Below are 20,935 nucleotides of genomic sequence, written 5' to 3'. Positions count from 1 at the left end.
CCCAGGCACTACACGGCTTGCCTAGGCAGGAGAGGGGCTCACCCGATGTCATTGCGTAGGAGGGGCGGGCACAAACCGTTGTTTTGCCGCTCTACGCACAGTTTTCCGGCCTGCCACCTTTGTTCATTCAAGCCAGTGACACCGAGCTGCTACTAGATGATGCCGTGCGGATTGCCGAAATAGCCCGTCTGGCTCAGGTCTCGGTGAATTTCAAAGTATTGCCCCGTCTCCCGCAAGCCTGGCCGACGATGACACCTTTCCTGGTGGAGGCGAAGGCAGCAGTCAAGGAGGCAGTTAATTTCATCCGGAGTGTGAGGTTGTGTGGTTGTGTGGTGACGCAGTCGTTGGAACACGCTGCGGCATCGACCTCAATAGTTTCATGAGCCGTAGAGGGGCTAGGTTGGACAGGTCGAAGACCTCTCGACCTTTTGCGCGGTGTATCTCAACCTTTATTATTCAAGGTAAGCAATGATGACGATGATGCAATCTTTCTATCAGCCGCTGTTGCTGGTCACAACGCCTGGTGTGTCTGCAGAAGGACAACAGACTCGAAACACGGTTCGTGTAATCGCTGCGATTGCATCGTGCTGCCGAGGTCACACGCAATGACCATCGGATCGCTTGGCTCTAACCACTGGGTTGTACCTGGCACGTCGTCTGGCAAAGCTGCACTGCGACTGTTCTGCTTGCCTTATGCAGGGGGCAGCGCAGCCATCTTTCGCGACTGGCCTGCACGGTTTTCGTCGGATATCGATGTGCTTCCCCTGAACCTGCCTGGGCGAGGGCGGCGCATGCGTGAAGCGTTGCTATACGACCTGAATGAGATCGCCGATCAGGTGGTGGAAGCCATCGCGCCGTTGCTTGAAAAGCCTTGTGTCTTGTTCGGTCACAGCATGGGAGCCTGCGTAGCCTTTGAGGTTGCGCGCGGCCTGCGTGCCAGTGGCCTGCCGGAGCCGGCCTGTTTGATCGTGTCTGGCCACGGCGCGCCGCATTTGCCTGTCAGGCGCTCGTTACTGCACAGACTCCCCGATGAAGAGTTCATCGACGAAGTGATGCGTTTGAACGGTACTCCGCCTGAAATACTGAAACACCCTGAAGTGGTCGACCTGATCCTGCCAATCCTGCGTGCCGACTTTGAGGCTGCGGAGTCCTACAGCATGACTCCACAGCCACCTCTTACCTGTCGGATTGTCGCGCTGGGAGGTGACGACGATCCCGGTATGGACAACAACGCGGTGGCGTCGTGGGGCATCCACACCACAAGCAGCTTTTATTACCAGATGCTTCCTGGTGATCACTTTTTCCTGCATGGCAGCGCTGAGCAGATGTTTGCCTTGATCAACAAGGAACTGCGGTCTGTATTGCTCCAGGCTCGATCTGGTCAACAGTGCATTGCCATTGAGCCGCCGGGCTGAATGGCAATGCAAGGTATCAGCTTCACAAGAGCCGCTTGTTCAGCACGAGAGGCGTCCTGAAGGCCGGTCCGTTGTCATCGATTGCATGAAGCAATACGGCGCGAGACCGATTAATGCAGTCCAAGGAGGAGTAATGATCACAACGTTCATGTTTCCGGGCCAAGGCTCGCAGGCGAAAGGGATGGGCGGTGGGTTGTTTGATCGATTCAAGGATCTGAGCACTCAGGCCGACCGTGTGTTGGGCTATTCGATTAAAGAGTTGTGCCTGGGTGACCCAGGGGGGAGGTTGAGCCACACGCAATTCACACAGCCTGCGCTATACGTGGTTAACGCACTCACCTACTTCGCTAGGCTCGAGGATGACGGCACTCCACCGGATTTTGTGGCGGGGCATAGTCTCGGTGAGTTCAATGCATTGCTCGCGGCCGGCTGCTTTGATTTCGAGACGGGACTTCAGCTCGTGAAAAAAAGAGGTGAGTTGATGGGCCAGATATCCGGTGGAGCGATGGCCGCCATCTTGAACTCCAACAAAGACGACATTGAACACACGCTTGCCCGCAGCGGACTCAATGATGTTGGTATCGCCAATTACAACACGCCCTCACAGTTCGTCATCTCCGGCCCCGTAGAGCAAATCGAGGCAAGCGAGGTACTGTTCCAGAAAGTCCCGATGCGTTATCTACGACTCAACACCAGTGGTGCCTTCCATTCGAGGTTAATGCAACCAGCGGGGGATGTTTTTGCAGCGTTTCTGAACGCATTCGAGTTTGTGAATCCGACAATCTCAGTGGTTGCCAATTTTTCCGCACGCCCCTACGAGAACAACCAGATTGCCGATGGGCTTTCCAAGCAAATTGCCAGGCCCGTGCGCTGGTGTGAAAGTGTGGAGTATCTACTTGAACTTGCCGCTGGGTGCGGTCAAGAGATCTCGTTCGAGGAACTCGGGCATGGAGAAGTACTCACGCGTCTCGTTCATACGATCCGTGGGCAGACGCCAGTTGTTAACAAACTGGTGGCGTCCGATGCAGGTGCGCCGGATAAGCGCTGCGAGCTGAGTCTATCGATTGTTCAGAAGACTCATTGCGCCTTAGATACGCAGACTTCAAGCGCGCTTGAAAAGGTGACGGCATGGAACCTCAACTGCCCGGTCGGAACGAAGGTGAAGTCATTCTTGGTAGATTATCCCTCTTTGGAAACGTGTACTAAAGCCATAGTTCTGTTCGGGCATAGACCGGTGGTTTATATGAAAGGGTACAACGGCTACTTCGATATAGACGAGGTGGCGCTTGTCTGACTTTGCCCTTCAAGGCTTGACCCTGATTGCCGGTTCGGCCGTTAACCACGAGGTGCCGAACGAACACGCTCAGCGTGAACTAGTGCGATCTGCTTTGCGGTCCGCGCGAATCGACGCGTCCGATGTACAGCTCATCGAGACGCACGGGACGGCTACATCACTGGGCGATCCGATCGAAGCGGCCGCAGAGTTGCAGACCATCCAGACCATCCAGACCATCCAGACCATCCAGACCATCCAGACCATCCAGACCATCCAGACCAGCGACACCACGCTGCCACGCGATGCGTCACTGCTCGACCTGGGCATTGACTCGCTTACTGCTGCGGAGTTGCGAAATGCCATCGAGCGCACTATCGGTGCTTCCGTACCTATGGATCTGTTTATCGATGGGTCGTCGCTCGATAGGGTGATCGACATAGTCTTTACGCAGGTGGAGCGCCACCTGATCACCCCACACACATCCGCTACCGATACCCAGATGGAGAATATCAACCTATGAATATCGAGCGGCTCATGACAGATCTTGTCGACGCAGGAGTCACGCTACACCGCAGCGGCGACATGCTTCAGGTGAAAGCGCCTCCAGGTGCGCTCAATAGTGAGCTTGTTGAACGGCTCCGTCAGGCAAAAGACACATTGTTGCAGATGCTGGATGACAACACACCGCATGCGGTGCCGCTGCCCTCACCAGGTGAGGGCGGGAACACATGTGCCCTTTCTCCGGGCCAAACAAGCCTGGTGCTTGCCACCCGCCTGGGCAATCCGGCGATGTATAACGAACAGGCGGCGATCGAATTGGCCGGTCCTGTTAACGCGCAAGTAATTGAAGATGCGTTTGCCATGCTCGCGCGTAAGCACGACATTTTACGCACGTTATTTGTCGACGGCGATCCTATTCAGCAAACCATATTGCCAACTCCCGTAGTCCAGTTCGCGGTGGTGGCGGTCGACAACGACAATTCACTGCGTGCGTTGGCCGCAGACATTGCGAAGATACCGTTTGCACCACAGCAGCCGTTGTGGCGCGTCGATTTGTTCTCTACGTTCGAACGGCCGGCTGTACTGGTATTGACTATCCACCATGCCATCTTTGATCGCTGGTCGATGGGTTTGCTCATCCGAGACCTCAACGCCTATCTTAATGCGCCAGCCCCGGAGGAGACTCCATTACCCCACCTCAACTACCGTGACTTCGCCGCTTGGCAGCGCCGCTGGATGAGTACGTCTGACTACACTTCGCAGTTGGACTCCTGGGTGGAAATGCTGGCTGACATCGACGAAGTGCCGGCGATTCGTAGCGACTACACGCGCCCTGTGGCGCGCAGCAGACACGGCGGTACCGAGCGAATCGCCATTCCGGCTGATTGCATCACTGCAGCGTCCACGTTCGCCCGCGAGCGCAACACCACATTATTCACGACGCTATTCAGCGTCTTCGCGTTACTGCTGCAGCGTTACACCGGAGAGGCAAGAACGCTGACACTGACGCCAGTAGCCAACCGACCATTCCAGGCGGCCGAAGATATCGCCGGCTATTTCGTCAATTTGGTCCCGCTTATCGCTGATGTGCGCGACAACGACAATTTCACCTCTTTCGTCGAACGCATGCGCGGAGTAACGGCGCGTTCGTTCGCGCATCAAGGCGTACCGATTGAGTCTGTTGCTGAACACCTGCGTTCGCGCGGCGGCCCACCGCTGAGTCAGTTGGCACAAACGGTGTTCGCATTCCAGAACGTTCAGTTGCCGACGGTGCATATTGCGGGAGGTCGTGCGAAACCCTTCGATCTGGACAGTCCTTTTGCGCGTTTCGACCTGTATTTATCGATCGAGAACGACGAGCGTGGGACATTCGCAGTCTGGCAATATAGTACTGACCTTTTCGACACGAGCACCATCCGCCGCCTTGCTGTTCACTATGTGGCCTTACTGAGTGCGGCGCTGGCCTCGCCCGAAACAGACGTGCGCATGCTACCTGTACTTTCCAACACAGAGCGTCAGCAACTGCTGTACAGCTTCAACGCTACCCAGAGAGACTTCCCGCAGGACGCGCTGATCCACCAACTGTTCGAGGCCCAGGCGCAGCGCAGCCCCGCTGCGACCGCGCTGGTGTTTGAGCAGCAGACCCTGAGCTATGGTGAACTCAATCGCCGCGCCAACCAGCTGGCCCATCACCTGATCGCACTGGGGGTGCGCCCCGATGACCGGGTTGCCCTGTGCGTCGAGCGCAGCCCGGAAATGGTCGTGGGCCTGCTCGCCATCCTCAAGGCCGGCGGGGCCTATGTGCCGCTGGATCCGGCCTACCCGGCCGAACGGCGGGCATATATGCTGGCCGATGCGACACCGGTGGTGCTCTTAACCCAGCGCTCACTGGTCGATGAGTCGGCCCACACACTTCCCACGGTGCTGCTTGACGTTCAAAACCCGACTGTCGATCAGCTGGCGGACAGCAACCCCGATGCCCGAGCACTTGGACTAACGTCGCGCCACCTGGCGTATGTGATCTACACCTCAGGCTCCACCGGGCAGCCCAAGGGCGTTATGGTTGAGCACCTCAATGTCAACCGCCTGGTGATTAATAATACCTATGCCGACATCGGCCCAAACGACTGCGTTGCGCATTGTGCGAATATTGCCTTCGACGCCTCAACGTGGGAAATCTGGTCTGCACTCCTCAACGGTGGCCGCCTTTATCTGGTCAGCCAGTCCATGTTGCTTGACCCCCAGCGTTTCCGTGACGCGCTAATCCACGGGCAGGTGACTGCCCTTTGGTTGACTGCCGGCCTGTTCAACGAATACATCAATGAGCTCATCCCCGTATTCGGGCAACTGCGCTACCTTCTGGTGGGCGGGGACGTGCTCGACGCAAGAAAGATCGGGCAGTTGCTGGTCGCTGAAAGCCAGCCTGAGCACCTGCTTAATGGCTATGGCCCGACAGAAACCACCACCTTTGCAGCCACGCATGCCATCACTGCCCCGCTCGATGTTACACGCTCCATCCCCATTGGCTACCCGATTGCCAACACCCGCATTTACATCCTGGATAGCCACGGGCAACCATCACCGCTCGGAGTGGCCGGTGAGCTTCATATCGCCGGCGCCGGGGTTGCCCGCGGTTATCTCAACCGTCCGGAGCTGACTGCCGAGCGCTTTATTCCCGATCCGTTCGTCACTGACCCGTACGCACGCATGTACAAGACCGGTGATCTCGGTCGCTGGCTGCCCGACGGCACCATCGAGTACCTCGGCCGCAACGACTTCCAGGTCAAGCTTCGCGGCTTCCGTATTGAACTGGGGGAAATCGAAGCGGCACTGGCGCGCCGCGAGGGCGTACGCGAAGCCGTGGTCATCCCCCGCGAGGACGTACCGGGCGCCAAGCGTCTGGTGGCGTATGTGTTGCCGCAGACCGGTGTAGATCTGGTTCCCAACGAGCTGCGCCAGCAGCTTGCCCGAGAACTGGCCGAGTACATGCTGCCCGGTGCCTTCGTGACGCTGGAGGCTTTCCCGCTCACCCCCAACGGCAAGCTCGACCGCCAGGCATTGCCGGCACCGGATTTGGCGGCGTTGGTCACCCGCCATTATGAAGCCCCGGTGGGCGAGACAGAGACCGCCTTGGCGCAGATATGGCAAGACCTGCTGGGGCTGGCGCGCGTCGGCCGTTACGACAACTTCTTCGAACTCGGCGGCCATTCCCTGCTCGGCGTCAGCCTGATCGAACGGCTGCGCGAGCTCGGCTGGACGATGGCGGTCCGCACGATGTTTTCCACACCGACCCTGGCGGATATGGCCCAGGCCATCAGCGCCGGCCAGGACAATGCCCCCGCTTTTATCGTCCCCGCTAACCGCATTCCCAAGGGCTGCATGGCCATCACCCCGGACATGCTGCCACTGGTGATCCTGTCGCAGGACGAGATCGACGCTATCGTCGGCGCAGTCCCCGGTGGCACGGCTAATGTGCAGGACATCTACCCGCTGGCGCCGTTGCAGGAAGGCATTCTGTTCCATCATCTGCTACAGCAGAGCGGCGATGCCTATCTGCTGCGCAGCCTGATTGCCTTCGACAGCCGTGCGCGCCTTGATGCTTTCCTCTCCGCCCTGCAACAGGTCATCAACCGCCACGACATCCTGCGCACCGCCGCCTGCTGGCAGGGCTTGGCGCAACCGGTGCAGGTGGTCTGGCGGCAGGTGCACCTGCACGTCGAGACTTTTTGCCCTGCACAGCCCGGCGATGTGCCTGCGCAGCTGGTGGCGCACACCGACCCGCGTCGGCGGCGTCTCGAGCTGAGCCGCGCGCCGCTGTTCGCCTTGGACATCGCCCACGATCCGATGCAGGACGAATGGCTGCTGGCGCTGAGCTTCCACCACCTGGTGGGCGACCACCTGGCGCTGGAGCAGATCGTGAGCGAAGTGACCGAGATCCTGCAGGGACGCGGTGAAGCGTTGCCGGCCGCATTGCCCTACCGCAACTTCATCGCCCAGACACGGAGCGTGCCGAACGAGGTGCACGAGGCTTACTTCCGCGAGCGGCTGGCCGATGTTGACGTGCCGACCGCCCCTTTTGGCATGCTCGAGATCCAGGGGAACGGGCAGGAGGTGACCGAAGCCCAGCTTCCTCTGTCCGCCGGTCTGGCGCAGGCGCTTCGCAGCCAGGCGCGCCGGCTCGGGGTCAGCCCGAGCGCGCTGTTCCATGTCGCCTGGGCGCAGGTGCTGGCTCGGACCAGCGGCCGTGACGACGTGGTCTTTGGTACGGTATTGCTGGGCCGCCTGCAGGGTTATGCCGGTGCCGAGCGGGCGATGGGATTGTTCATTAACACCCTGCCGCTGCGCATTGTCCTTGCCGGCAGGGGCGTACAGGATGTTGTGCTGGCCACTTTCCGCGAGCTGATGGTGTTGCTCGAACACGAACAGGCCCCCCTGGTGCTGGCCCAGCGCTGCAGTGGCGTGGCCCCGGCACTGCCGTTGTTCAGCGCCTTGCTCAACTACCGTCATAGTGTCTCCGGCGGCGCGGATTTGGGCTGGGAAGGCATCCGCCTGCTGAGCGGGGAAGAGCGTACCAACTACCCGTTTACCGTCTCGGTGGACGATCTGGGGGACGGTTTCAACCTGACGGCTCAGACGGCGGCGGGCGCCGATCCGGCGCGAATAGTTGCCTACCTGGCCACCGCTATGACTGGGCTGGTCGCAGCATTGGCCGACGAACCAGAACGGCTTGTCCTGAGTCTTCCAGTTCTATCACCAGAAGAGCATCAGCAACTGCTGTACGGCTTCAACGCTACCCAGAGAGACTTCCCGCAGGACGCGCTGATCCACCAACTGTTCGAGGCCCAGGCGCAGCGCAGCCCCGCTGCGACCGCGCTGGTGTTTGAGCAGCAGACCCTGAGCTATGGTGAACTCAATCGCCGCGCCAACCAGCTGGCCCATCACCTGATCGCACTGGGGGTGCGCCCCGATGACCGGGTTGCCCTGTGCGTCGAGCGCAGCCCGGAAATGGTCGTGGGCCTGCTCGCCATCCTCAAGGCCGGCGGGGCCTATGTGCCGCTGGATCCGGCCTACCCGGCCGAACGGCGGGCATATATGCTGGCCGATGCGACACCGGTGGTGCTCTTAACCCAGCGCTCACTGGTCGATGAGTCGGCCCACACACTTCCCACGGTGCTGCTTGACGTTCAAAACCCGACTGTCGATCAGCTGGCGGACAGCAACCCCGATGCCCGAGCACTTGGACTAACGTCGCGCCACCTGGCGTATGTGATCTACACCTCGGGCTCCACCGGGCAGCCCAAGGGCGTTATGATCGAACACCGCAACACCGTGAACTTCCTGACCTGGGCGCATCGATCGTTTGACAGTGAGACCTTGGCCAAAACCCTGTTCTCCACTTCGTTGAACTTCGATTTGGCGGTCTATGAGTGTTTTGCGCCATTGACTTCCGGCGGCAGCATCGACGTCGTGACTAATGTGCTGGAACTGCAACAGGGCGAGCACGACGTTACTTTGATCAACACCGTGCCCTCGGCACTCAAGGCTTTGCTGGAGTCCGGCGGACTGAGCAAAGGTGTGCACACGGTGAACGTCGCCGGGGAAACCCTCAAACGCAGTCTGGTAGAAAACCTCTTCGAACAAACCAACGTCAAACGCCTGTGCAACCTCTACGGCCCTTCAGAAACCACCACCTACTCAAGCTGGGTGTCGATGGATCGCGAAGACGGTTTTGCGGCACACATCGGCAAACCCGTTGCGAACACCCAGTTCTACTTGCTGGACGACCACGGACAACCCGTACCGCTGGGCGTTGCAGGAGAAATCTACATCGGCGGTGCCGGCGTGGCGCGGGGTTACCTGAACCGCGACGACCTGACCGCCGAACGCTTCCTTAATGATCCATTCAGTAGCGTTCAGAACTCCCGGATGTACAAAACCGGCGACCTGGGCCGCTACCTCCCAGACGGCAACATCGAATACCTGGGCCGCAACGACGACCAGGTCAAAATCCGTGGTTTCCGCATCGAACTGGGCGAAATCGAAGCCAAACTTGCGCAGCATCAGGACATCAACGAAACCGCCGTCCTCGCGCGCGAAGACATACTCGGCGAAAAACGCCTGGTTGCCTATTACACCGCGCCACAAACACTCGACATCGACGAACTACGCCGTCACCTGCAAACCCAACTCCCGGATTACATGATCCCGGCCGCCTACGTGCACCTCGACGCGCTGCCGCTGACCCCCAACGGCAAACTCGACCGCAAGGCACTGCCGGCACCAGGCCTCGATTCGCTGATTACCCGCGACTATGAAGCCCCCGTCGGTGATGTGGAAATGACCCTGGCCCGGCTCTGGGCCGAAGTGCTTAACGTCGACCGCGTCGGTCGCCACGATCACTTTTTCGAGCTGGGCGGGCACTCGTTGCTGGCTGTCAGCCTGATGGAGCGATTGCGCCAGGCCGGTCTGGAAGCCGATGTCAGAACCCTATTCGAGCAGCCCACGCTCTCGGGATATGCAGCAGCCACAGAAAGAATGGAGATTGAGCTGTGAGCGTGATTGAGCTATTGGCGATACTGAAAGAAAAGGATGTGCAACTGTCGGTCAAGGACGATCGACTCGTCGCGAGTGGCCGCAAACAGTCACTCAGCGAACCGTCGATCATGGCCTTGCTGCGTGAGCACAAGGCTGCGCTGATCGAGCTGATCCAAGCCGGCGACTATCGCGCGAGCAGGGCTGGCGAGATCGAGGTTCCGCCCAACGGCATCCCCGCTGGAAGTACGCAGATCACGCCGCCCATGTTGCCGCTGTTGAGCCTTGATCAACCGACGATTGACCGTATCGTGGCCACGGTGACCGGCGGCGCGGCTAACGTGCAGGACATCTACCCGCTGGCGCCGCTGCAGGAAGGCATTCTTTACCACCACATCAGCGCCGAACAGGGCGACCTCTACATTCAGCAGGTACAGTTTGCCTTCGACGACCTTGAGCGCATGCAGCAGTTTGCCCAGGCCTTGCAACAGGTGATCGACCGTCACGATGTTCTGCGTACAGGGTTCGTATGGGAGGGGCTGGAGCAGCCGATCCAAGTGGTCTGGCGCAAGGCCCGGATGATCGTCCGGGCGCTGCAACCCGACCCGGGCGCAGGCGATGTCCTCGCGCAGTTGGCTGCCCACGTTGACCCACGCCAGCACCGTCTGAACGTGACCCAGGCACCCCTGATGCAATTGGTGTATGCCGAAGATGAAGCCGGCCAGCGCATCGTCGCAATGCTGCTGTTCCACCACACGATCATGGATCACATGGCGATGGACGTGGTGCAGCATGAAATGGAGGCGTTTCTGTTGGACCAGGCTGATCACCTGAGTGCTTCCGTGCCTTATCGCAACTATGTGGTGCAAACCCGTCATAGCAGCCGTGATCAGGAACACGAGGTGTTCTTCCGCGAAATGCTGGGGGATATCGACGAGCCGACGCTGCCTTTCGGTATACAGGACGTGCGCGATGACGGGTACGACATTGATGAGGTCGACTTGACCCTGGATTCGGGGCTGAGTCAGCGCTTGCGGGCACTGACACGGCAACTCGGGGTCAGCCCGGCCAGCGTGTTCCATCTGGCCTGGGCCCAGGTGCTGGGGGCTGTCTCAAACACCGGGCGTGTGGTGTTCGGCACTGTCATGATCGGCCGTATGCAGGGCGGGGAAGGTGCAGACCGTGCACTAGGCATGTTCATCAACACCTTGCCACTGCGGGTCGACATCAATGATCAGGACGTGCGGGCGGCGGTCAAGGCTACCCATGCCCGGTTGTCTGCCTTGCTGGCTCACGAGCTGGCATCGCTGGCCCTGGTACAGCGCTGCAGCGGCGTGCCGCAATCGATGCCGTTGTTCAGTGCACTGTTCAACTACCGGCATACTTCGGCTGCTGCCTCTGCCATCAGTGAAGAGACTGAGCGGGCATGGCAAGGGATGCACCTGTTGCACGCCAAGGAACGCTCCAACTACCCGATGACCTTGAGCGTCAACGATCTGGGCGAAGACTTCAGCTTGAGCGCACTGGTCGTCGCCTCGGTGGGCGCGCAGCGGATCTGCGATTACGTGAACATTGTCGTCGAGCAGTTGGTCGAGGCACTGGAGCAGGCGCCACAGACCCCTATGAACAGTCTGTCAATTCTGCCCGCCAATGAACGTTGGCAGTTGTTGAACGACTTTAACGACACGCGTATCGACTACTCGTACGGATTGACCATTCACCAGCGCTTCGAATTGCAGGTCGCCCAGCACCCCCACGCGCTGGCGGCGGTTTATCAGGGGCAAAGCCTGACCTATACCGAGTTGAACCGACAGTCCAATCAGTTGGCTTACCAACTGATTGAACTCGGTGTGCAGCCCGACGACCGTGTAGCAATCTGTGCCCGACGTAGCCTGGAAATGCTGGTGGGGCTGGTGGCGATTCTCAAGGCCGGTGCCTGTTACGTGCCGATTGATCCGTCTCATCCAGCCGAACGTTTGAGTTACTTGCTCGGCGACAGCGCGCCGGTGGCCGTGTTGATTCAACCTGCGGTGGCGCAGCGCCTGCCGACCCTGAAGGTACCGGTGCTGGAGCTGGACAGTCGCCTGTGGCAAGGCCCGTCGAAGGGCAATCCGCATATTACGGCGTTGACCCCGGCACATCTCGCTTACGTGATCTACACCTCCGGCTCCACCGGCTTGCCCAAAGGGGTGATGGTGGAACACCAGGCCCTCGACAACCTGGTGAACTGGCATTGCGATGCCTTCGAACTGGGGCAGGGCAGTCACACGTCCAGCATCGCCGGTTTCGGTTTCGACGCGATGGCCTGGGAAGTCTGGCCGACGCTGTGCGTGGGCGCGACCCTGCACCTGGCACCGGCCCACGACGGCAACGAAGACATCGATGCGCTGCTCAAGTGGTGGCTGGCCCAGCCGCTGGATGTCAGCTTCCTGCCGACGCCAGTGGCGGAATATGCGTTTAGCCAGAACCTTGAACACCCGACCCTGAAAACCCTGCTGATCGGCGGTGACCGCCTGCGTCAATTCAACAAGCCGCAGCGTTTCAACCTGGTCAATAACTATGGCCCGACCGAAGCAACCGTGGTGGCCACCTCTGGCCGGATTGAGGCTGGTCAGGTCCTGCACATTGGCAAACCGGTAACCAATACCCAGGTGTACCTGTTGGATGAGCGTCAGCAACCGGTGCCTTTGGGCGTGGTCGGCGAGTTGTACGTGGGCGGCGCCGGGGTAGCGCGGGGTTACCTGAACCGCCCGGAAATGACTGCCGAACGTTTCCTCAAGGACCCGTTCAGCAGCGCCCCGCAGGCGCGTATGTACCGCACCGGTGACCTGGCGCGCTGGCTGGCGGACGGTACCCTGGATTACCTGGGCCGTAACGACGACCAGGTGAAAATCTATGGTGTGCGCATCGAGCTGGGCGAAATAGAAACCCGCCTGGGCGAGCACGTGCAGGTCAGGGACGCCGTGGTGCTGGCCCGCGACGGTCGCCTGGTGGCCTGGTTCACCGAACACCAGCCGCTGGAGATCGAGACCCTGCGCGGCTATATGCAGCAGCAATTGCCGGAGTACATGGTGCCGGTCGCCTATGTGCGCCTGGATAGTCTGCCGTTAACCACCAACGGCAAGCTGGACCGCAAGGCGTTGCCCGAGCCGGGGCTGGCGTCGGTCATCACCTGTGGTTACGAAGCCCCGCAAGGCGAAGTCGAGACGACGCTGGCGCAGATCTGGCAAGACCTGCTCAAAGTCGAGCGTGTCGGCCGGCATGACCACTTTTTCGAACTCGGCGGACATTCGCTGTTGGCCGTGAGCCTGATCGGGCAGATGCGCCAGGCCGGGCTGAGTGCCGATGTGCGCGTCTTGTTCGGCCAGCCGACCCTGGCCGCATTGGCGGCTGCGGTGGGTGGCGGCCATGAAGTGAGTGTCCCGGCAAACCTGATCCTGGCCGATTGTGAATACATCACCCCAGGCATGCTAACGCTGGTCAAATTGGATCAGCCGACCATCGATCGCATCGTGGTGACGGTGCCGGGTGGGGCGCGCAATGTGCAGGACATCTACCCGCTGGCGCCACTGCAGGAAGGCATTCTTTATCACCATATTGCCGCAGAACAGGGCGATCCCTATGTGCTGCAAGCCATGTTCGTGGCCTCGAACCGTACGCGACTGGACGATTTTTTCCAGGCGTTGCAAAGCGTCATCGATCGCCACGATATCCTGCGCACCAGCGTGGTCTGGGAAGGGTTGGACGAACCGGTGCAGGTGGTCTGGCGTCAGGCCAGGCTGGGTTTGGAGGAGTTGGTGCTGGCCCCGCAAGCCGGGGATGTCGCCGCACAATTGCACGACCGTTTCGACGCCCGGCACTATCGCCTGAATGTGACTGAGGCGCCGCTGATGCGGCTGGCGTTTGCCTATGACGAGCCCAATCAGCGCTGGGCGGCGATGCTGCTGTTCCATCACATGGCGCTCGATCACCTGGCGTTGGAGTGGGTACAGCAGGAAATGCAGGCATACTTGCTCGGTCAGGCAAGCACGTTGGGCGATGCGATGCCGTACCGGAACTACGTGGCCCAGGCGAGACTGGGCGTCAGTCGCAAGGCCCATGAAGCGTTCTTCGGCGAAATGCTCGCTGACATCGACGAGCCAACGCTGCCGTTCGGCGTGCAGGACGTTCGGCATGACGGAGACGGCATCGAGGAAGAAAAACAAGCAGTGGCGCCCGACCTAGGTCGACGCTTGCGTTCGCAGGCGCGTCAGTTGGGGGTGAGCGCTGCGAGCCTGGTCCATCTGGCTTGGGCACAGGTGATCAGTTGCGTGTCGGGACGCGAAGACGTGGTGTTCGGCACCGTGCTGATGGGCCGGATGCGGGGCGGCGAAGGGGCCGAGCGTGCGCTGGGGATGTTCATCAACACATTGCCCTTTCGCATAAAGGTGGGCGACCAGGACATGCGCGCCGCTGTAAGAACCACCCATGGGCGACTGACTGCACTGCTGGGTCACGAACACGCCTCGCTGGCCCTGGCCCAACGTTGCAGCAGTGTGGCCGCGCCGTTACCGTTGTTCGGCGCCTTGCTCAATTATCGCCACAGTTCAACGCCCTCGCAGTCCAAAGAGGCGCAAGACGCCTGGCACGGACTTGAGGTGTTGACCAGCGAAGAACGCACCAATTACCCGTTGACCTTGTCGGTGGACGACGAAAACGATGGGTTCAACCTGACCGTGTTGGCAACACCGGGCATTCGCGCGCAACGTGTTTGCGCTTACATGCAGGTGGCGTTGGAAGGTTTGGTGGAAGCGCTGGAACGGGCACCGCAGACATCGCTGAATTATTTGTCGGTTGTGCCGTCCGCTGAACGTCGGCAAGTGCTGGTGGATTTCAATGCGACGACCCGCAGTTATCCGCAGGACAAAACCGTTCATGAGCTGTTCGAGGCGCAAGTTCGGGCTTGTCCGGAGGCTACGGCGGCGGTACATGGTTCGCGAACCCTGACTTACAGCCGACTCAACGCCCAGGCCAATGGCTTGGCTCATCACTTGATTGGCCTTGGAGTTCAACCGGGCGACCGTGTAGCGATTCTGTTGGAACGCTCGCTTGAGTTGATGATTGGTCAGTTGGCGATTCTCAAATGCGCGGCGGTTTATGTACCGCTGGATGTCAGCGCGCCTACTGAGCGCCAGCACTTTATGGTGCAGGACAGTGGGGCACAGGTGGTGCTGGCGCTGAGTTCGGCGACTGTGCCTGATGGTGCCCGACGTGTGGATCTGGACAGCGTGGTGTCAGGCGAATGGGTTCACGATTTGGAACTGATACAGTCCGCCGAGTCGGTCGCCTACCTGATGTACACCTCAGGTTCGACCGGCACGCCGAAAGGCGTGTTGGTTCCGCACCGGGCGATTAGTCGATTGGTGATCAACAACGGTTACGCCTCGTTCAACCCGCAGGACCGCGTGGCGTTCGCCTCCAACCCGGCCTTCGACGCCAGCACCCTCGAAGTTTGGGCGCCGTTGCTCAATGGCGGTTGTCTGGTTGTGGTTGAACAGGACGTGCTGCTGTCGCAAGAACGCTTTAAAACACTGCTGGTTGAGCAATCGGTCAGTGTGCTGTGGATGACGGCAGGGCTGTTCCATCAATACGCCGTTGGTTTGATGAGCGTGTTCGGCCAGTTGCGTTACCTGATCGTCGGCGGAGATGTGCTTGACCCGGCAGTGATTCGCCAGGTATTGAAAGAGGGCACGCCGCAGCACCTGCTCAACGGCTACGGTCCGACGGAAGCCACGACTTTCACAACGACTTTTGAGATCAAAACGGTCGGTGAGGGCAGCATTCCGATCGGTCGTCCGATTGGCAACACAAAAGTCTATGTACTCGATGCCTATCAGCGGCCAGTACCGCTGGGCGTGGCGGGTGAGTTGTACATTGGCGGCGACGGCGTGGCCAAAGGGTATTTGAACCGCCCGGAGCTGACCGCCGAGAAGTTTGTCGTCGACCCGTTCACTAACGATGCGCTGCTCTATCGCACCGGCGACCTCGGTCGTTGGCTACCAGACGGCAACATCGAATACTTGGGCCGCAATGACGACCAGGTGAAGATTCGCGGTTTCCGCATCGAACTGGGGGAAATCCAAGCCAAGCTGGCCGCATGCAAGGGAGTGCGTGAGGCCATGGTGCTTGCGCGCCAGGACACGGGCGACAAACGCTTGGTGGCCTATGTGATTGCCAAAGAAGGCCAGCAATTGTCGGCCGCAGAACTGCGCGACGAACTCTTGGTTTCGCTGGCGGAGTACATGGTCCCCAGCGCCTTCGTCACACTGACCTCCTTCCCGCTGACCACCAACGGTAAACTGGATCGCCAGGCGCTGCCGGTGCCGGACCAGTCATCCGTGGTCAGCCGTGAGTACGAAGCGCCGCAAGGTGAAATCGAGACGGCGATTGCGCAGATCTGGCAAGACCTGCTGGGGCTGGCGCGCGTCGGCCGCTACGACAACTTCTTCGAACTCGGCGGCCATTCCCTGCTGATGCTGAGGGTCTGTTCGCGTGTGGGTCAGGTATTTGGGCTTGATCAGGGCGTGGCCGCGCGCCTTATGATGGTGATGACGATCGGCGAACAGGCACGGCTCATCAATACCAACGCCAACGATGAGGACGTTACTCAAGTGGGGGCCCTGCTTGCACTGTCTACGCCATCCGACGCGCCGCCGCTGTTCTTCGCACCTGGCGCCGGCGGGCATGTGCCGTATCTGCAGGCCCTTGCCGGCGAGTTGGCCGGCACGTTTAGGGTCTGGGGGATGCATCTTACGGGAGCTGACGAAGTAACTGACGATACGACACGCGTTGAAGCGATTGCCACCGAACTGATCGCCGATATCCGCCGTGTCCAGCCTCACGGCCCATACCGGCTGGGCGGCCACTCTTTCGGTGGCCTGATTGCCTTCGAGATCGCGCGACGACTAGCTAGCCAAGATGAGCAGGTCACGCTGCTCGCAGTGGTCGACAGCATGCCGCCGGGCCAAACGGAGCAGCAAACAATGAAGCGGAGCTGGCCAAACAGCCGCTGGGCCGTAGAGATCGGCAAGAGTTTTGCACAACTTACAGGGGTTGATCTGGCGCTCGAAGAAAGCGAATTCCACCGGCTTGGCGACTTGCGGCAAGTCGAACTTCTGTACGCTCGCCTGGTTGCTGCTGGCGCCGTGCCAGAAGAGTTGGAACTCTCCGAGTTCGCAATCCGCGTGCGCGCATTCATAGCCCATTCACTTGCCGATTACCATCTTACGGCGCTTTATCCAGGTCCAATGAGCCTCATTGTTGCCACCAACGACAAAGACGGCATTGATAGAGACGAACTCATTAATGGATGGCGTAAGGCTGTTGCGGGCGATATAGCGGTGACCCGCCTACCAGGAGACCACATTGGCATTATGCGCCATCCGTTTGTACGCAGACTCACAGAGGTGCTGCGCAATCTGCAATAGAAACCCACCAGGGACAATGCCATCCGTGTCGTTCCAGCGCAAAAAGATCAGGAAGAATGATCTTGAACACAAGAGCAGTCACCAGTGCAGCTGATCAGTCGATGTTGTCGCTGGGGCGGCAACTGGCTAATTTCTACAGCCTGTTCTGGTCGACGTCGGTTTTCCCGTCACCGCAACTTTTCATAATTTCTCCGCAGTTGGGCGCGACACTGGCAGTGCCGTCTATCGGCTCGCGACGCGGGGACACCGGGATACCCAGCCTGGACACTTATTCGCAGGTTTATGCGCGATGCAGGCAATGATGCTCGAACAGAAGCCGAGACAGGTGTACTGGACCAGCACGCCATCACTGGCCGACGGCGCGCGACAGATAGTAGCCTCGATGAACATCGATCTGCCTTGCTCCTTGCTTGATGCTGACGATGCCGGGCACAAGGTCATGTTTGCTACCGTGATCAATATTGAAAAAATCGATCTGCCGGGGGGCGGTGGATATACCGTTGTTCAGGGATGTGACGGTGGTATTACCCCGCGGACAAGTGCTGTTCAGGGAGCAGGGCGATGCTCGTGAGATACCCGACGGTTTGAGCTTCGTCGCTCAAGGGCTGCGCATCAAGATATCGACGAGTGACGCACAGCACTGATCAACACGGCACCGACCGCGTTGTGCGGGGTGCGCCGCTCCGACCATCAGGTGCTGGTGGAAAAGCGCCCACCGATGCGTTTGAACCGAGACTTGACTATGGGGCCGATCCAGTCCGGGAAGACAGAACTCCATGAATAGCTCGGCATCGGAGCGCCGCAAATCCAAGAGCGGCTTGCGAGCCATAATCAGTGCCCAGAGCAGCAAGCGTTCGACGTGCGTTCTAAAGGAGTTGAAGGTTGACTGGCTGCCGGCGTACGACTTCAAGAAACTCCGCGCTACCAAGTAGCTGTCAGCGGCGCGGCAGCTGTCCTCAGGATGCCCGAGCGCGCGTCCGCTTCTGGCCGGCCCAAGTTCAATCGTCCGGGCTTGCGAATTATGGGCGTTTTTGACTGTCGCGGTTTCAGATCGCAGCCCCACAGACCAATTGCTGGCTACATTGGTAGCTGGCTTCATAGATGTACTCGCAACATCGCCATCAACGGATAAACCGGACGATCTCCTTCATCATTCGGGTCGTGCGGTCTGATCAAGGCGATCAGCCCTTTCCACGGCACAGCCTTTCTTTCGATTAGAAACAACTCTTTGCGTTTGCCGGCGAGCTCGGCGTGAGTAGAAGGTCATCGGCTTCTTCAGAACGCTCGCCGACTGGTGCTCTGGGTGGGGGAGGAGGTAACTCAGGACGTATTTTTCAGAGTCCTCTAGAGGTCTACATGTTTATAGTTTCTATTGGTTATAAATATAGGCGCCCATCTATTCATTATATTTAGTGTAGGAATGGCGCCCAATTTCTCATCAAATATATACGGTTAGCTGTAGGAAAAGAACGATTGTTGATTAGGAAATTTCCTAAAGGCCACTCTATGTGTTGAGTTGATAAAACAAAATACTGCATCTTGTGGATCTATCGCATGTTGTAGCCGGCATGAAAATTCGGTGTCGGTGAAGAGCGGAGGTGTCGGATTTCTTGATTGCGAATGGCCGTATGGTTATCTGTGTCCAGAACGCCATCACATCATCTAATGATGGCGTGTTGCCTTCTTTAGAGGGTTGATCTGCATCGATTGGGAGTTTTCTAGCACGGCATCCTTGATGTCTCCTTCGAGGCAGACATGGAATGTAAGTTAATTGTTGTTTAACTGTAATGATGAGAGTGCAATGACTAATCCCTTTGAAAATAATGAGTTGAGCTTTGTTGTGCTGGTAAATGAAGAAAATCAGCACTCTTTGTGGCCAGAATTCATCGAATGCCCAAAAGGTTGGCGCCAGATTCTTGGCCCGAATACTCGTCAAGCCTGTCTCGATTATATAAATGACAACTGGAAAGATATGCGTCCGGCAAGCTTGATTGAATCAATGGGTAGGTGATGATTTTGCAAAGATTATAAGGCCGTGAAGGATTGGATTTACCGGCCTTTAGATCTGGCAATAACCTTCAGCAATGATTTGTATTGTTGCTTGATTTCTATCGGATCTATATCTGCGGCATTACCCACATGAAGGTTTTTTGTTGTGGTGGTTCTTGCTGTCAGTGATTTACTTTAGCCTTAAAACTCTTAGGTGGTTCAGGGATGAGTAACGTTAGGGGTGTTGCGAGTGGTCGAGACTTTGCGTTGACTGCTTCTCAGATGGGCGTGTTTTTAGGTCATGAGTTAAGTGGTTTTCCGCAGGTCTACAACGGTAGCGATTATTGGTTGATCAAAGGCGGGGTGGACGTTTCCTGCTTTAGTCAGGCGGCTTGCCAAGTGGTCGCCGAGGCATCAGCGTTGCACATTCGCCTTTATCAAGACGGTCACGAGGTCCGGCAAACGCTCGAGCCAGGTGAAGCTTTCGAGCTGGAGTTCGTTGATTTCAGCAGCATTCCTGAGCCCTTGGCTACAGCCCAGAGGTATATGTTCGGCGACACTGAGCAGGCCTGTGACTTGTTTACCTTCCCGCTGTTCAGGTTTGTTCTTATTCGATTGTCGCCGAGTGAGTTCATTTTTTATCAGCGCTATCATCACATTGTTCAGGATGGGCTCGGTAGCCATCTGATCATTCATAGGCTGGCAGAAGTCTATACTGCTCTACTATCCAATCAGGAGTCACCAGCAGCTTATTTTGGTGATTTTAAAGAGCTTGTTCTTGCTGATGCGGCCTACCGTCAATCTTTAAAATTTGAGCGCGATAGAGACTATTGGTCTTCGCGTTTTCAGGATGTTCCCGAACCCTTGAGTCTGGCGCGTAAAGACGCTCCGCTAAGCAAAACCTGTCGTCACAGAAAAGCTTTTTCTTCAGCCATGGTAGCGCTGCTGCATAAGTCGCCGGAGAAGTTGGGCTGCAGCTTTTCCCAGTTGCTCGTAGCCCTGACTTGTATGTACCTATACAAGATGACCGGCCAGCAGGAGCTGGTTATAGGATTGCCTGTTACTGGGCGTGTGGGAAGAGCCCAGAGGAATATTCCAGGGCTGATGTCAAACATTCTACCTATACGCTTGACTCTCTTGCCAAAGCACAGCTTGCAGGACGTACTGAGCAAGGTCAGAGCCGAGATCAAGGGCACTTTGCTGCATCAGCAGTATCGTTATGAAGATGTACTGCGTGACTTGAATTTGTTGGCGGCTCAGCAGGAGCTTTTCAAGACAACTGTAAATATAGAGCGTTTTGGCAAAACCCCTTTTTTTGGGGAGGCTGTGGCCTCGCCGAATAATATCGCCAATGGTCCGGCTAAAGACCTGAATATATTTTTCTTTTGTGATGATGCGACTGAAAACATTATCCTGGGTATGGATGCGAACACTCTTTTGTATGACGAGCCGCAACTAGAAAGTTATACCGAAGGTTTGCAGGATTTTTTTAGCAGAGTCTTGAGCAACCCACAGTCGCCTGTGGGGTTGTTCAATCTGCTTTCCCCGCAAGAAGTGCAAAGCACCTTGGTCGAGCTCAACCAGACCGACTGTGAGTTGCCCTGCCTTATGCTGCCGGAGTTGTTTGAGGCCCAGGTGGAGAGGTCCCCTGAAGCACTGGCTCTCGGCTATGGCGATGAGCAGGTTACGTATAGGCAGCTCAATGAGCGGGTCAACAGACTCGCCTGTCTGCTTCTCGAGCTGGGGGTATCAAGGGG

Annotated in this window: 8 protein-coding genes and 5 pseudogenes; 11 read left to right on the top strand and 2 right to left on the bottom strand. The window is 58.2% G+C overall.

Annotation, left to right across the window (positions count from 1 at the left end; all coding sequences use genetic code 11):
- Nucleotides 1-77: 77 nt before the first annotated feature.
- The 9 genes and pseudogenes from GV819_RS33565 to GV819_RS25500 form a co-directional block, all read left to right on the top strand.
- Nucleotides 78-383: pseudogene (locus tag GV819_RS33565) on the top strand (alpha/beta hydrolase); the annotation flags it as partial.
- Nucleotides 384-605: 222 nt separating this feature from the next.
- Nucleotides 606-1,415 (top strand): thioesterase II family protein, encoded by an 810-nt coding sequence (locus GV819_RS25525; protein ID WP_161758821.1) that lies wholly within the window; start codon nt 606-608, stop codon nt 1,413-1,415.
- A 133-nt stretch (nt 1,416-1,548) separates the two neighbouring features.
- Nucleotides 1,549-2,709 (top strand): ACP S-malonyltransferase, encoded by a 1,161-nt coding sequence (gene fabD, locus GV819_RS25520; RefSeq protein ID WP_161758820.1) that lies wholly within the window; start codon nt 1,549-1,551, stop codon nt 2,707-2,709.
- Complete coding sequence (locus GV819_RS25515) at nt 2,702-3,211, top strand: acyl carrier protein (protein WP_161758819.1); 510 nt, start codon at nt 2,702-2,704, stop codon at nt 3,209-3,211. Before fabD ends, GV819_RS25515 begins: the two co-directional genes overlap by 8 nt.
- Nucleotides 3,208-3,351, top strand: a pseudogene (locus tag GV819_RS33860) (hypothetical protein); the annotation flags it as partial. The gene GV819_RS25515 and the pseudogene GV819_RS33860, both read left to right, overlap by 4 nt.
- A gap of 6 nt (nt 3,352-3,357) precedes the next feature.
- On the top strand, nt 3,358-9,744 hold the full coding sequence (locus tag GV819_RS25510; protein WP_256667595.1) for a non-ribosomal peptide synthetase: 6,387 nt from the start codon (nt 3,358-3,360) through the stop codon (nt 9,742-9,744).
- Nucleotides 9,741-16,280 (top strand): annotated as a pseudogene (locus GV819_RS25505) (amino acid adenylation domain-containing protein); the annotation flags it as partial. The gene GV819_RS25510 and the pseudogene GV819_RS25505, both read left to right, overlap by 4 nt.
- 21 nt (nt 16,281-16,301) lie before the next feature.
- Complete coding sequence (locus GV819_RS33855; RefSeq protein ID WP_434738442.1) at nt 16,302-17,189, top strand: alpha/beta fold hydrolase; 888 nt, start codon at nt 16,302-16,304, stop codon at nt 17,187-17,189.
- 298 nt (nt 17,190-17,487) lie between these two features.
- Nucleotides 17,488-17,760, top strand: a complete 273-nt coding sequence (locus GV819_RS25500) for a hypothetical protein (RefSeq protein WP_161758816.1) — start codon at nt 17,488-17,490, stop codon at nt 17,758-17,760.
- 125 nt (nt 17,761-17,885) lie between these two features.
- On the opposite strand, the pseudogene GV819_RS33315 reads toward GV819_RS25500, so the two are convergent.
- Nucleotides 17,886-18,117, bottom strand: a pseudogene (locus GV819_RS33315) (site-specific integrase); the annotation flags it as partial.
- 170 nt (nt 18,118-18,287) lie between these two features.
- A pseudogene (locus tag GV819_RS25495) lies at nt 18,288-18,456 on the bottom strand (IS5/IS1182 family transposase); the annotation flags it as partial.
- Nucleotides 18,457-18,990: 534 nt separating this feature from the next.
- On the opposite strand from GV819_RS25495, the gene GV819_RS25490 reads away from it, so the two are divergent.
- Both GV819_RS25490 and GV819_RS25485 read left to right on the top strand, forming a co-directional pair.
- Complete coding sequence (locus tag GV819_RS25490; protein ID WP_161758815.1) at nt 18,991-19,200, top strand: MbtH family protein; 210 nt, start codon at nt 18,991-18,993, stop codon at nt 19,198-19,200.
- Between the two features lie 245 nt (nt 19,201-19,445).
- Nucleotides 19,446-20,935, top strand: a 1,490-nt coding sequence (locus GV819_RS25485; protein ID WP_161758814.1) for a condensation domain-containing protein, incomplete at its 3' end; no start/stop codon positions are given.

It is taken from the genome of Pseudomonas sp. Fl5BN2, from assembly GCF_009908205.1.
GTDB lineage: Bacteria > Pseudomonadota > Gammaproteobacteria > Pseudomonadales > Pseudomonadaceae > Aquipseudomonas.
The sequence above is the reverse complement of the archived record's forward strand: the minus strand, read 5'-3'. Positions and strand labels throughout refer to the sequence as shown.

Excerpts from the sequence above, each read along its gene's own strand:
- GV819_RS25500 (WP_161758816.1), top strand. The coding sequence starts at position 17,488 with ATGATGCTCGAACAGAAGCCGAGACAGGTGTACTGGACCAGCACGCCA.
- GV819_RS25490 (WP_161758815.1), top strand. The coding sequence starts at position 18,991 with ATGACTAATCCCTTTGAAAATAATGAGTTGAGCTTTGTTGTGCTGGTA.
- fabD (WP_161758820.1), top strand. The coding sequence starts at position 1,549 with ATGATCACAACGTTCATGTTTCCGGGCCAAGGCTCGCAGGCGAAAGGG.
- GV819_RS25510 (WP_256667595.1), top strand. The coding sequence starts at position 3,358 with ATGCTGGATGACAACACACCGCATGCGGTGCCGCTGCCCTCACCAGGT.
- GV819_RS33855 (WP_434738442.1), top strand. The coding sequence starts at position 16,302 with ATGATGGTGATGACGATCGGCGAACAGGCACGGCTCATCAATACCAAC.
- GV819_RS25525 (WP_161758821.1), top strand. The coding sequence starts at position 606 with ATGACCATCGGATCGCTTGGCTCTAACCACTGGGTTGTACCTGGCACG.